Raw genomic sequence first — 14161 nt, forward strand, 5'->3', positions numbered from 1 at the left:
ATGATGTTCTTCCGGTAAGTTCTGTTCTGTCGCTTCCCTGAGGTGGTCAGTATGGCCAAGTGGGTATCTACAGACAGGTGGAGGTGTTTGTCAAATGCGTTGTCATAAAAAACTCACTCAGGCGGTAGTATTTTTATTCTTTCTGTTGTTTGTCGGTTTATCAAATGCTCGCAAAGTGCATGATAACTGGTGCTGGTGTCTTAAAGATAACAAGGTGAATGGTAGTAAAAGGTTTGTAGGGCATTATAGGCCAAATAACTCTGGAGACGACATACTGATTACTTTTCGGTTTGTGGAGGCGACACGTTGCACTTATGAAGGGTCAGGTGTGAGTGTCAATATTTCAGCAAAACCGAAAGTGTTTGCCAGTATTGATTTCAGAGCTGTTGATGACAGGCCTGAGAAGCCTGTTCAGGTGGGTTACACCGCTGATGATGGTCGCAAGGTGTTTGTCTATTACGAACACATGGATCCATCATTTTTTAATGCACTTACCGCCGGGGTGAAGGAGCGTTTGATGAGTGAAGATCCGTGTCTGAGTCATTCTGATGATTTATTCGACGAGACGGTTCGAGGGGTATGGCGCCGGATGCTTAACTTCTGGAACTCCCCTGAGATGGGGGAGGCTTTATTGACGTTACCTTATGTTCACTTTGCGCTTGCTGATCATCTACTTGGTTTTTCTCCTCCTTTAAGTGTCTACGGGTATGGCAGAAGGTATTCGGGCGGTCATGAGCAGTGTCGGCGTGGTGAAGATGGATTTATTCTTGGTAAGCCGTTAGACAAGGCAATGTTGCGGTCTCAGGTGAAAGCGTTACAGGTTGGGCAGGTCTGGTTTATGGAGGAGTCTGTTCAATATAGTACTATGGGGAGTCATAAAATATATCACATGAGTGTCGTCTATTTAGGGGGAGGGCTTTTCCTTTTGCTGATCAATAACAGGGGGCAGTTTTTCATGAATATTAATGATTTTGTCAGACTGTTTATCAGCACTGCACGGTATGCCGGAAAGTATCGTTTGAGAGCTGCATTGGTTCGGTCTTCAGATGGATTAAAGCCCTTTAGTTTGAAGATGGACGGACCGTATCCCAGAAGTGTGACTGATTTTTTTGATCAGTGGGGGTGTCAGTGACAGGTTAGTCTGGCAGGAAAGCCGCCAGCAGCCTTCTGGCTGCTGGCGGGAGGTCAGGGCTTACGCCTTGCCTTCGGAACCGAACTCGCGGATCTTGCCCATTACGGTTTCAACGATCGCTTCTTTACCAGGACCGATAACCTTGCGTGGGTCGTAAACTTTAGCGTCGGAAGCCAGAACTTCACGTACCATCTTGGTCCATGCGATCTGGTTTTCAGTGTTTACGTTGATTTTTGCAGTACCACGGCTGATAGCATTCTGGATGTCAGCAGTCGGGATACCAGTACCACCGTGCAGTACCAGAGGTACGCCGGTCAGTTCGTTGATTTCCTGCATTTCAGCGAAGCCCAGGTTTGGCTCACCAGCGTATTCGCCGTGTACAGAACCCAGAGCCGGAGCCAGGCAGTCCAGACCGGTGCGCTCAACCAGTTCTTTACATTCCTGAGCGTCAGCGTAGATAACGCCGTCAGCGATAACGTCGTCTTCCTGACCGCCAACTACACCCAGCTCAGCTTCAACAGAAACGCCACGAGCGTGAGCGTATTCTACAACGGTCTTGGTCATCTCAACGTTGCCTTCGAATGGACCGTGAGAACCGTCGATCATTACGGAAGTGAAGCCTGCGTCGATCGCTTCTTTACACTTCTCGATGCTGGAGCCGTGGTCCAGGTGGATAGCAACAGGAACAGTGATTTCCATGCTTTCGATCAGTGCGCCAACCATAGCGGTGATCACCTTGAAACCGCCCATGTAGCGAGCAGCGCCTTCAGACACACCCAGGATAACTGGAGCGTTAGACTTCTGGGCAGCAGTCAGGATAGCCTGAGTCCATTCCAGGTTGTTGATGTTGAACTGGCCTACAGCGTATTTGCCTTCGCGTGCCTTGTTCAGCATTTCAGTCATAGATACCAGAGCCATAAACGTTTCCTCGGTCAGTGGTAACAGTTGTGATGCATCCCTGAAGGGTTTGCTTCATCGAGTTTTTTCAACCGGACAGACGTCCGGTTGAATGGAACTGGGAGTGAATGTTTTTATTTGACCGTGGTTGAGTAATCACAGTCATTATTAACATTCTGATTGCCATTTTAATTGCTTTTTTTAATCAAAAGACCAGAAGCGATGTAAAGAAGCCTTTTTCAATCTGTTAATTATTGAAAAATTGTTTCATAATTCGAACTGCTCTTACCTGTTACGATGGTAACAGTGTATAAATACAGATGTATTTATTACCGAGGCCACCATTCAAAGGAAGATGATTACGAAAGCATGGCAATGCCATCCCGCTATTGTGCGACATTTGGCAATTATATACAAATGCCACGTTGCTCTTATAGTGTTGTGTGCGGGTATCGTTACGTGTGCCTGCCACCCGGTGGTAAGCAATACAGAGGCTTTTCAGCAATCATGACGCCTTCCGGGCTGGTGGCAGGGAAATACTGATTCAGGTCAGGGAAATTCACATAATGGTGTTGTAATTTTCCCTGGCTAGATAAATTCGAGTGGGTTTTTTTGGATTTCACGTTTTAAATAAAAAAACATTATATGAAGCAACAATTCATATATCCCAATGTTTGAATTTGAGTGGATTTGTTTTTTTGTTTAGCTGTTTGTTTGATAAGTGTTTTGCAGAGCGTTTTATCAAATGTTGCACTATCTTGGAATTGATTGATTGCTTCTGACAGTTTCGATGCTTTATTCCATTTGAAAATGTTAAATGTGATCTGATGTCAAAGTCTGTGCATGGCTAAGTGATTGCTCAGGAACACTGTTCGAAACTAAATGATTAAATACTACTGATGATTTGTGTTAAGTGTTTTTGTTATATGCAAACATCAGTTTTAGATTGATATGAATGTGGGTGGTTTATGTTCTCAGGCATCATTGCTTCCTCCGGCGTTGCCATTGGTAAAGCATTTGTCCTTAAAGAAGCTGAATTTCAAATCAGCGATGGCGTACTGGACAGCTCTGAAGTAGACGCAAACATTGCGCGCTTCAAAGATGCTATCGCTAAAACGGTTGAACAGCTGGAGGCAATCCGTGATAAAGCGGCTGCCAAGCTGGGCGAAGAAGAAGCTGAAGTCTTCGAAGGTCATATCCTGGTAGCGACTGACGAAGAGCTGGAAGAAGAAGTTGTTGAAGCGATCAAGGGCCTGAAGCCTGCTGATGCGGCACTGAGTGAGACCATTGCTACAAACGTTGCGATGCTGGCCGAGCTGGACGACCCTTACCTGCGTGAGCGTGTTGCTGACATCAAGGACGTTGGTCGTCGTATGGTCAAGAACCTGCTGGGCATCGACATGGCGTCTCTGGAAGATGTGGCTCACGGCACTATCATCATTGCCGATGACCTGACTCCGTCTGAAACGTCCCAGATCGATCTGGAGCGCGTATGGGGCTTTATCACTAACATTGGTGGCCGTACTTCTCACTCTGCGATCATGGCCCGCTCTCTGGAACTGCCAGCGATCGTTGGTGCCAAGGTAGCGACTGACTGCATCCAGAACGGTGATACTGTTGTTCTGGACGCCATCAACAATAAGGTACTGGTGAATCCTGACCAGTCTGCCATCGATTCTTACAAGACCCTGCAGGCGCAGCTGGACGAAGAGCGTAAAGAGCTGTCCAAGCTGAAAGACCTGCCATGCACCACCGTTGACGGCAAGCAGTTCGAAATCTGCTCCAACATCGGTACCGTGAAAGACACCGAAGGTGCAAACCGTCACGGTGCTGAGGGTGTAGGCCTGTATCGTACTGAGTTCCTGTTCATGGATCGTACTCAGATGCCTACCGAAGAGGAGCAGTTCGACGCATACAAGGCAGTGGCTGAAGCTATGTCTGACCGTCCAGTGGTTATCCGTACCCTGGATATCGGTGGTGACAAGGATCTGCCTTACCTGGACCTGCCACAGGAACTGAACCCGTTCCTGGGCTGGCGTGCGATCCGTATGTGCTTCGACAAGCCTGAGATCCTGAATACCCAGCTGCGCGCTATCCTGCGTGCATCCGCTTTCGGTAAGCTGAAGATCATGTTCCCAATGGTGATCTCCGTTGAGGAAGCTCGTCGCCTGAAGCAGATCGTTGCTGACGTTAAGGCTGAGCTGACCAGCGAAGGCATTGCTTTCGACGACACCGTTGAAGTGGGTATCATGGTTGAGACGCCAGCGGCTGTTATGGTAGCTGACCTGCTGATTCAGGAAATGGACTTCTTCTCCATCGGTACCAACGACCTGACCCAGTACATTCTGGCGGTTGACCGTGGTAATGAGATGATCGCTGATATGTACGACCCAATGGCTCCGGCTGTTCTGCGTGCTATCAAGCGTGTTATCGACTGCTCCCACGAAGCGGGCAAGTGGACTGGCATGTGTGGTGAGATGGCGGGCGATGAACATGCCTCCCTGATCCTGGCGGGTCTGGGTCTGGACGAGTTTTCCATGAGTGCGACCTCCATCCCGCGTGTTAAGAAAGTTCTGCGTAGCCACAAGTACGAAGAGCTGAAGGTGATGGCTGAAGCGGCTGTAAATCAGCCTACTACTGAAGACGTAAAAGCTTTGCTGAACGACTTTATCGCCAGGCACTGATACAAGTCCGACAGGTGTCGGCAAGCTGTAATAGCTGTAACAACAAAATATAAAGAGGAGCAGGCAATGACCTGCTCCACAAAAAGCGGTAACACGTCAAAATAGCAGTGAATAACATTGCACGGCGTGCCTATCTGCTAAAGCCTGAATGAACGAACCAGGCTTGGAAGGATTTCGATGACAAGTAAGAGGTAATGCAAATGGCCACTGACAAGCAGTCAGCCAAAGCAGTAAAACAGGAAACAGGTAAAACAGAGGTTGAGATGCAACTCGACGCTCTGCTGGATCGGGCGAAAGTCGCTCGTGAAAAATACCTGAAGCTGGACCAGGAAGCGATTGACCGTATTAATAAGGCGATGGCTCTTGCGGGGCAGTCTGCGCACATGGAGCTGGCGCGCATGGCGGTTGAAGAAACCGGCCGTGGTATTCTGGAAGACAAGGTGACCAAGAACATCTTCTCTACTGAATACGTTCATCACTCCATCAAATACGACAAAACAGTCGGTGTTATTGAAGATAACGAAGAAGAAGATTACATGCTGGTTGCAGAGCCAGTGGGTATTGTCTGCGGTATTACACCGGTGACTAACCCGACTTCGACCACTATGTTCAAGTCCATTATTTCTGCCAAGACCCGTAATCCGATTGTTTTTGCTTTCCACCCATCTGCCCAGAAATGCTCCAGCGAAGCGGCTCGTATCCTGCGTGATGCTGCTGTCGAAGTGGGTGCGCCGGAAGACTGTATTCTGTGGGTAGAAAAACCTTCTCTGGAAGCAACCCAGAAGCTGATGGTTCACCCGGATATTTCTGTCATTCTGGCCACCGGTGGTTCCGGCATGGTTCGCGCTGCTTACTCTTCCGGTAAGCCAGCCCTGGGGGTTGGTCCGGGTAACGTGCCTTGTGTCATTGATCGTACTGCCGACCTGAAGCAGGCTACCAATGACCTGGTGATGTCCAAGAGCTTTGACAACGGTATGATCTGTGCCTCCGAGCAGGCAGCGATTGTACACGAAGCAGTTTACCCGCAGTTCATCAAAGAGATGAAAGCGCTGAACGTTTACTTCACGACTCCTGAAGAAACCAGAAAGCTGGCGGAAGTTGTGATTGTTGATGGTCACGTTAACAGTAAAATTGTTGGTATGAAGCCAGTTACCATCGCAGAGATGGCTGGCGTTAAAATTCCTGCAGAAACCCGTGTGATTGCGGCTGAAATCGAAGGTGTGGGTCCGGAATTCCCCCTGTCCCGTGAGAAACTGTCTCCAGTACTGGGTGTTCTGAAAGCCCGCGATACCAGGCATGGTATTGAGCTGGCTGACAAGATGCTGAACTTTGGTGGCCTGGGTCACTCAGCGGTTCTGCACGCTCAGGATGATGACGTCATCGACCAGTTTTCCCTGGCGATGAAAGCCGGCCGTATTATCATCAACTCGCCGTCTACCCACGGTGCGATTGGTGACCTGTACAACACTAATATGCCTTCCCTGACTCTGGGTTGTGGTTCTTACGGTGGTAACAGCACCACGTCCAACGTTTCGGCTGTTAACCTGATTAACGTTAAGCGTGTGGCGAAGCGTCGTGTGAGTATGCAGTGGTTTAAACTTCCCCGTAAAATCTACTTTGAAGCAAACTCTTTGCAGTACCTTGAGAAGATGCCTGACATTTCTCGTGTATTCATCGTCACCGACGAAACCATTCAGAGCCTGGGTTACGTTGACAAGATTCAGTACCACCTGAACCGTCGTCAGATACCAGTACAGGTTCGTGTATTTAACCAGGTCGAGCCTGATCCGTCACTGGCGACTATTCGTGCCGGTGCTGACGATATGGATCGTTTCCATCCAGACGTGATTATCGCACTGGGTGGTGGTTCTCCCATCGATGCAGCAAAAGGCATGTGGTTGTTCCACGAGCAGCCAGAAGCTGATTTTGAAAGCATGTCACAGAAGTTTCTGGATATTCGCAAGCGTGTTTACAAGTTCCCTAAACTGGGCAAAAAAGCACGTCTGGTGGCTATTCCTACCACTTCCGGTACCGGCTCTGAAGTGACCTCCTTTGCGGTGATCACTGACAAGGAAAGAGGTATTAAGTACCCACTGGCAGACTATGAGCTGACGCCAGATGTAGCGATTCTGGACCCGAACCTGGTACAGACCGTGCCTAAGAAGGTAACGGCAGACACCGGCCTGGACGTGTTGACTCATGCTCTGGAAGCTTTTGTATCGGTTATGGCGTCTGACTACACTGACGCCCTGGCAATGAAGGCTATTCAGCTGACCTTCGATTACCTGCCAGCGTCTTACGAGTCTGCCGACAAGCGCGCTCGTGAGAAAATGCACAATGCTTCCTGTATTGCGGGTATGGCGTTTGCCAACGCATTCCTGGGAATCAACCACTCCATGGCGCATAAGCTGGGTCACGAGATGAAGATTCCTCACGGTCTGGCTAATGCCCTGCTGCTGCCGCATGTGATTGAGTACAACGGTAACAGCAAGCCTTCCAAGGTAGCGACTTTCCCGAAATACGACCACTACATTGCCCACGAGAAGTACACTGAAGTCGCCAAAATTCTGGGACTGCCTCACAGCACGACTGATGAGGGGGTTAAGTCTCTGGCCAATGCAGTTCGTGACTTGATGAAGAAAGTTGAGGTACCGCTTTCCCTGAAAGAAATGGGCTTCAATGAGAAAGAGTTCCTGGCTAAAGTGCCGGAGCTGGCTGCCTTTGCATTTGAAGATCAGTGTACGACAGCCAACCCGCGTATGCCGCTGGTGACTGAGCTGGAAGAGTTGCTGAAGAAAGCTTACTACGGTGAGTAAGCTGATGCTGTGAGACAGTTCACTGGCTTTTAAAGCTTAAAAAAACGGGCGGATGAATGAATCATCTGCCCGTTTTTTTATTACGTATTGACACTGTTCATTTGAACCAGTTTTGCAGTAGCTTGTAATGCACTGGATTGCTATCACAGGCATATAGGCCGCACTCCAGAAAGGCTGAAACCATGTTGATGCAGATGACTGCAAAACAGACGACGATAGTACATTTTACCCATGCAGCCTGTGCGGAAAACTGAATAAATGCAGATGATACAGTGAAGTGGCCCGGAACCAGTAATGCAAGTGAGACTGTGGCAAGAATGGCGGTAAAGCAAATGAATGCCCAGGTGTAAAAATGCCAGCCAAAAAACGGGTTGCCGTAACCCGGTGTACCGGGGATGACGTGCAGGCTGACCTGTCGCAGGGCGATGCCGGCGCCCAGCATGGCTGATAGCAACAATAAGCCGTAATGCCAGGGTCTTGGGCCATAAAAAATATTAAGTGTGATGCCGAACATGCAGGCGGTAAAGGCAATTCGCTGGAGCAGACACAAAGGACAGGGCAGTTCATGATAGACAAACTGGTCGTACAGAGCAAAAGCCAGAATGCCGGACAGAATTAACAGCCCCAGCGCATTGAGTTGACGCCATTGGCAGGATACAGCTAGTGGATCAGGCTGACTCATTGTATTTTCCTACAGCAAGATGGGCAGTGTGCCAGTCGCATGGTGTTGAAACCAGAATAAAGCGACAGCGTAAGACAGGATGAACATTCCAATAGCTGGGGCTAGCCGGTTGTTAAGTATCAGAATCAGGGCAATCAGTAGCAACAGAAATGTTGTGCCAACCATGAAGAACACCATTTTCACGAATCGTGTCTGAAATGTAGTCCATCACTGGAGGTGTGTGAGGATCGGTCTGGTAACGTTCTTTAAGTGAACACACAGCGGTTTCTACATTTTATCTGTGCATTCATGCGGGATCGATGGGAGAACTGTGTATGACAGTGTGAACTCCATTTATTTAAAATTGAGCTGAATCATTATGTTACAGTCTCTTCCCGAGACATAATGTTGCAGACTATTGGGATTTGGTTGCTTATGGTTGATTCTAGGAGCCTGTCGGACTTAGAGCAAAAATCTGGCATAATTGCCAATAATCACTTTTCAAGCAAGCAACCTCTGACAAATGAAGAGATGGACTTTCAGACCCGTTGACCGCAGTATTCCAGACATGTTTCCCGCCAGTGTCGATGATTATTTGCCGGAACGTCATCTCGCCCGTTTTGTTGTAGAGGTCGTCGAGCAGCTCGATCTTGATCCGTTCATCAAGTCCTACAGCGGTAGAGGTTCCAAAGCCTGGCATCCATCGCTCATGCTCTCGCTGTTATTTTATGGCTATGCGACAGGTGTCTTTTCCAGCCGAAAGCTGGAGAAGGCTACTCACGACTCTATTGCTTTCCGCTATATCTGTGCCAATGAACACCCAGATCATGACAGTATTAATGCTTTCCGGAAGCGGTTTCGCAAGGAAATCAGCAACCTGTTTACCCAGATTCTAATGATCGCTAAAGAAGCCCAGTGGTTAAAAATGGGAACCATCAGTCTGGATGGCACCAAAATGAAAGCGAATGCCAGCAAACACAAAGCCCTCAGCTACGAGTATGCCTGCAAGCTGGAAAAACAGCTCAAGTCTGAGGTGGATGAGCTCCTGAAAATGGCAGAGAAAGCCGATGCAGAAGAGCAGCCTGAAGAGCTTTCTATTCCAGAGGAGCTCAAGCGTAGGGAAGATCGCCTTGCTGTTATTGCCGAAGCAAAAGCAGAAATAGAGCGTCGCGCTGAGGAGCGATACCAATACGAGCTGGAAGAATATGAGGAAAAAGTGGCTCGCAGGGAAGCGATCAGGGAGTCTGGAAAAAAGCCGAGGGGTAGAGAACCCAAAGCCCCAGAGGCAGACCCAAGAGACAAAGACCAGGTCAATCTGACAGATCGTGATTCCCGCATCATGCCAACATCAGGCGGCAGTTATGAACAAGCTTATAATGCGCAGGCTGCAGTTGATGTTGAAAGCGGACTGATCGTAGAAAAACACATTACTCAGGCAACAAACGACAAACAGCAGGTAGAGCCAGCCCTTGAAGAACTGGCAACTCGTGAAGACGAACTTGGCAAGCCCGAAGCGATCCTGGCAGACACAGGCTACTTCAGTGAGAGTAATGTGTCAGCTGTGGATAACTATGGCGCAACTGCGTATATCGCAGAGAAGCGTGATGCCCACAATAAACCTTTGATGGAGCGCTTTAAACCTGATGATCCTATGCCGGAAGGCGACGATGTAACAGCATTAGACCTGATGCGTTGGCGGCTGCAGACAAAAGAAGGTCGGGCTGTTTATGCCTTGCGGAAAAGTACGATTGAACCAACCTTTGGAATACAGAAAGAAGTGATGGGGTATCGCCAATTTCTGGTTCGAGGCTTTGCAGAGGTGTCTGCTGAATGGGATCTGCTCTGCACAGGCTTCAATCTGAAGAAAATGTTTGCCATGGCGATGGCGGACATTGAAAATTGGTTATTTATGATTCAACTTCTGGCTGCATACAGAGCTTTTTGGGCGATGTTTTACTATTTACGGGTAAGAGTGGCGGTTGTGAGAACAGCTTGCACAGTAGCTTAAACAGGCAGCAGGGTTATGATGCCGCCTTCTTTTCTGGACTTGTTACAAGTCCGACAGGCTCCTAGCACGGTATTTGTTGTAGACGACGATGACTCGATTCGTGATCTGCTTGCAAGCTATCTGAAAAAGAACGGTTATAACGTCATTGCCGCCAATAGCGGTGAAACCTTTTTGCAGGCGTTTCAGGAGTGGCGTTCCGCCGGAGAAGATGAGTCTCGCGTGATTATTGTGTTGGATATCATGATGCCGGGTATGGATGGCTTTGATGTCTGTCGTGAACTGCGTACCTTCTCAAAAGCGCCGGTAATAATGCTGACAGCGGTTTCTGATGAGATGGATAGAATCATTGGTCTGGAAATGGGGGCTGACGATTATCTGGGTAAGCCGTTTAATCCTCGTGAACTGCTGGCGCGCATCAAGGCAATTTTCCGCCGCAGTGAGCAGGTGGCAGAACCTAAAACAACGGGCCGCTATGCCGTGTTTAACGGTTTCTGTCTGGATAAGGTGACCCGTGAGCTGGTCTCTCCTGAAGGCGAGCCTGTGCCATTGACGGGGGCTGACTATAACCTGCTGATGTTGTTTGTTCGCAATCAGGGCAAGGTGCTGAGTCGTGAGAGTATCGCTGATGTAACGCGCAAACGAAACCCGGCACCCATGGATCGTTTTATTGATGTGAATGTCAGTCGTTTACGACAGTGCCTGGGTGAAAATGCCCGTGCGCCGGAACTGATCAAAACCGTCAGGGGGCAGGGTTACATCTTAACGACCGAAGTTGAATGGGTTGATAAAGCGCCCGCTTGAGGAAATAACTATTTGTCTGACTTTGTTGATGTTGGTACCGACGCAACGGTTCGCAGTAAAACGGCCAGAAAGTACTGGGGCAGGCTGTCTTCCCTGAGTCGAACTCTACTGCCTGACTCTCTGCCCGGGCGGTTTTTCATGTTTATGCTATTGCTGGTGTTTGCTTCGCAACTGGTCATCAGTACTGTCTGGAACTTCCAAAGCTGGGCGACTCAGGAAAAGGCCCTGGAAAACGTTGTCTCCAATATGGCTGTGCGAGTGTTATCAACGATTGAGTACTTTGATTCCCTGCCTGAACGCTATCGCCACATTATTCTGGATCAGTTGCGGGATATGGGGGGGACACGTTATTTCGTGACGCTCAACCGTGACTTTATCGAGATCGACGAACTGCCCGGAACCCGTAGTCAGGATATTGTGATTAACGGTTTTAAGGACACTTTGGGAGCCTTTAAGGCCAATGGTACTTTTTCCAATCGCGATATCAGTATTGCGTTTTCGGCACCGGAAACGCTGCGGGTGTTCAATAACAACACTTACCTGATGGATTTAACTGAAAGCTGGGGTCAGCACACACTGATTGTTGAGCCACTGTCGTTGCCGGTTCTGGTGATACAGGTGCCGGTTTCAGATAATGAGTGGTTGTATCTTGCTACCCTGATGCCAGACTCCGGCATTATGTCGTCTTCTCTGCCTATGGATTTGCAAGTGATTTATCTGTTCGGGCTGACCGTCTTGCTGATGTTCGGCAGTTGGATGATTTACGTGCTGACTCAGCCGGTGGAGCAATTATCCAGGGCGGCTGAAAATTTTGGCAGAAGTTTTGAACCTGTGTATTTGCCGGAAGAAGGGGCGCGGGAATTTAAAACGACTGCCAGTGCGTTTAACCGTATGCAGAGGAATATTCAGCACTTTCTGAATGATCGTAAGCAGCTGTTTTCCGGAATTTCCCATGATTTGAAAACCCCGTTGACGCGGTTGCGCTTGCGAGCAGAAATGCTGGATGACGACGATGAACGACAGGGGTTTGTTGAAGATATTGAGCATCTGGACATGATGGTGCGCAGTGCCTTGCAAATGGTTCGGGATACAGATATCCATGAAAACCCGGAAAGTGTCGATCTGGAACAGATGCTGGAAAATATTGCCCGGGCTGGCCGGTCTGTTGGGCAGAAGATCAGCGTTAAGTGCCATGAGCACGAAGTCGTCACTGGCAAGCCCCTGGCACTGCGGCGTTGCCTTGAGAACCTGATTGATAATGCTGTGGTTTATGGTGGCAGTGCGGGTATCTCTCTTTCTGTAGAAGAGGGTTATAACCGCATTGTTATCAGAGATCAGGGACCCGGATTGCCAGAAGGTATGGAAGAAGAAGTCTTTCAGCCCTATCGTCGTTTCGAGCATGGTGAAGCCTGTAATCCCGGAGGTAATGGCTTAGGCCTGATTACTGCACGACACCTGGTGGGGACTCACGGGGGGCAGTTAAGCCTTCGCAACCATCCGCAGGGTGGGCTGGAAGTAACGCTTACCATTCCTTGTGACATCTGACTTTTTTCCGGTTTATTGTTCCGCCAGTCAAAAAACGGGGGCTACTTCCAGAAGAAGCCCCCGCTCTGAACTAAAACAAGTCGTCGGATTTACTCGGACTTGTTCATAAAGTTGCGATACATCATATAAAAGTGCGCCGCACTCCAACCGAAATTGGTAGCGCCCTGAACGGCACCGGTTTCAGGGTTATAGTTCTCCCTGATGGCACCGTCTTCCAGCAGGCCTTCAGCGTTTTCCAGAATCTTGTTCATCTGTGTTTGAACATCATCATGGAAGCCGTAGTTTGCCAGACCCTGCAAGCCAAAATACACCTGGTCAACCCAGACACGTCCACGCCAGTAAATGTGGCTCTTTTACAGGTTGGCTGATCATTTTACAGCCTCCTGCCTGATTTTAAGATAGAGGTAATCAAGATCATTGTAGCCACAAGCTTTGTAGATAATCCGTTTGATGACTCCATTGAAAGCTTCAATCTTCGCGCTGGTTATACGATGATGGCAGTACGACAGCAAGCCCTCTCTTGCCCTGTCCAAGCCCTTAGCAAACCTCTTAAGTTCTGCAATTCCGGTTTCTTTTGCTAACTCTATCCATCTATCCAGAAACTTGCCGGCACACGCTTTGTACGTGTACGTCCATAGCTGTTTGAGCATGTCTTTCAGGATGTAAGCCTGATTGAGATCCTCGTTCATGCTCAAGAGCTCTTTCAGACTGCTTTCTCGCTTTGGAGTCAGGTTCTCAGGGTTCATGAACAGGTTGAACCGCTGACCCTTGATAAAGGGCTTGTTCTCTTCTTCAGCCTGACGCCACTCCCTGCGCCTTATCTGATCTATCACATCATTATAATTGGCAATAATGTGAAACTTGTCGTATACAATATCCGCATTGGGCAAGTGCTCTTTCACCGAAGCCTGATAGCTGCCACCACGGTCTATGCCAACACACTCGATGCTCGCTTTTTGCTCTTCAGTCAGGCTGCTCAAGAACTCATCCAGAGTCTCTTTTCGCTTGCCTTCACCAAGGAAGAGGGTTTCTCCTGAGTCGGCGTTAAGAACAACGGTAAGATACTGATGGCCTTTGCCAATGGATTTTTCGTCAATGAGCAGAGCGCGAATACCGTCACGCTTTGGAGCTGAAAGCATTCTCAGCAGCATCTCTTTATCCCAACGACGGGCAGTACCACCGGATATAGCAATGAATTCAGGCACCTTGTCGCAGGGCATATAGCGACATAAATGGCTGACGTGTCGTTTAAGGCGATCGGTTGCCTGAGCCTTGGGAGTTAAACCAGGAATAGTAACGGTTTCAATATTGTTGCAGTGTGAGCAGCGGCCCTGAAAAGCTGTGAAGAGAAGATTTACCTGTAGAACTCCCAGTGGTAAATCCTGGACACACCGATCTTTTGTCTTCATTTGTCCCATAGGGGTTTCACATTGACTGCATTTCTCGTGCTGAATTCGGCCATCCCTGCGGAGATAGACAAAAGCTTGTTTGACTTCCCAATCAATATCAATCTGCTCGATTACCCAGCCGGGAAATGCGAACATAGGACGTAGTGAGGGTGTTGTACACATGTCTGATCCTTCAGAAATTTTGATCTGTTCAAATCAATCTTTCCTG

At 48.7% G+C, this 14161-nt stretch carries 10 protein-coding genes and 1 pseudogene; 6 read left to right on the forward strand and 5 right to left on the reverse strand.

Annotation, left to right across the window (positions count from 1 at the left end):
- The first annotated feature begins 94 nt into the window (after positions 1-94).
- Complete coding sequence (locus tag NX722_RS00965) at positions 95-1132, forward strand: hypothetical protein (RefSeq protein WP_262566300.1); 1038 nt, start codon at positions 95-97, stop codon at positions 1130-1132.
- A 60-nt stretch (positions 1133-1192) separates the two neighbouring features.
- Here the strand turns inward: NX722_RS00965 and fba are convergent, their stop codons facing one another.
- Positions 1193-2050, reverse strand: coding sequence for a class II fructose-1,6-bisphosphate aldolase (gene fba, locus NX722_RS00970; protein ID WP_262566301.1), 858 nt, complete (start codon positions 2048-2050; stop codon positions 1193-1195).
- Positions 2051-2997: 947 nt separating this feature from the next.
- On the opposite strand from fba, the gene ptsI reads away from it, so the two are divergent.
- Both ptsI and adhE read left to right on the forward strand, forming a co-directional pair.
- Positions 2998-4713, forward strand: a complete 1716-nt coding sequence (gene ptsI / locus NX722_RS00975; RefSeq protein WP_262566302.1) for a phosphoenolpyruvate-protein phosphotransferase PtsI — start codon at positions 2998-3000, stop codon at positions 4711-4713.
- A 200-nt stretch (positions 4714-4913) separates the two neighbouring features.
- Positions 4914-7529: a bifunctional acetaldehyde-CoA/alcohol dehydrogenase gene (adhE, locus tag NX722_RS00980; protein ID WP_262566303.1), complete on the forward strand. Its 2616-nt coding sequence runs from the start codon at positions 4914-4916 to the stop codon at positions 7527-7529.
- A gap of 97 nt (positions 7530-7626) precedes the next feature.
- Here adhE and NX722_RS00985 read toward each other — a convergent pair whose 3' ends face one another.
- Positions 7627-8211 carry a disulfide bond formation protein B gene (locus NX722_RS00985; protein ID WP_262566304.1) on the reverse strand — a complete coding sequence of 195 codons (585 nt, stop codon included), beginning with the start codon at positions 8209-8211 and terminating at the stop codon, positions 7627-7629.
- A 9-nt stretch (positions 8212-8220) separates the two neighbouring features.
- A complete protein-coding gene (locus tag NX722_RS28720; protein WP_407648055.1) occupies positions 8221-8388 on the reverse strand; it encodes a DUF5993 family protein in 168 nt (55 codons plus the stop codon).
- 325 nt (positions 8389-8713) lie between these two features.
- Here NX722_RS28720 and NX722_RS00990 point away from each other — a divergent pair.
- From NX722_RS00990 to NX722_RS01000, 3 genes and pseudogenes are all read left to right on the forward strand, one after another.
- Positions 8714-10060: pseudogene (locus tag NX722_RS00990) on the forward strand (IS1182 family transposase); the annotation flags it as partial.
- 153 nt (positions 10061-10213) lie between these two features.
- Positions 10214-10999, forward strand: coding sequence for a response regulator (locus NX722_RS00995; protein WP_262566305.1), 786 nt, complete (start codon positions 10214-10216; stop codon positions 10997-10999).
- A gap of 12 nt (positions 11000-11011) precedes the next feature.
- Complete coding sequence (locus tag NX722_RS01000) at positions 11012-12544, forward strand: ATP-binding protein (protein ID WP_262566306.1); 1533 nt, start codon at positions 11012-11014, stop codon at positions 12542-12544.
- Between the two features lie 89 nt (positions 12545-12633).
- On the opposite strand, the gene NX722_RS01005 is transcribed toward NX722_RS01000, so the two are convergent.
- Both NX722_RS01005 and NX722_RS01010 read right to left on the reverse strand, forming a co-directional pair.
- Positions 12634-12888, reverse strand: coding sequence for an MGH1-like glycoside hydrolase domain-containing protein (locus tag NX722_RS01005; protein WP_262568754.1), 255 nt, complete (start codon positions 12886-12888; stop codon positions 12634-12636).
- 24 nt (positions 12889-12912) lie between these two features.
- On the reverse strand, positions 12913-14115 hold the full coding sequence (locus NX722_RS01010; RefSeq protein ID WP_262563783.1) for an ISL3 family transposase: 1203 nt from the start codon (positions 14113-14115) through the stop codon (positions 12913-12915).
- Between the last annotated feature and the right edge of the window lie 46 nt (positions 14116-14161).

The sequence above is a fragment of the Endozoicomonas gorgoniicola genome (assembly GCF_025562715.2).
GTDB lineage: Bacteria > Pseudomonadota > Gammaproteobacteria > Pseudomonadales > Endozoicomonadaceae > Endozoicomonas_A > Endozoicomonas_A gorgoniicola.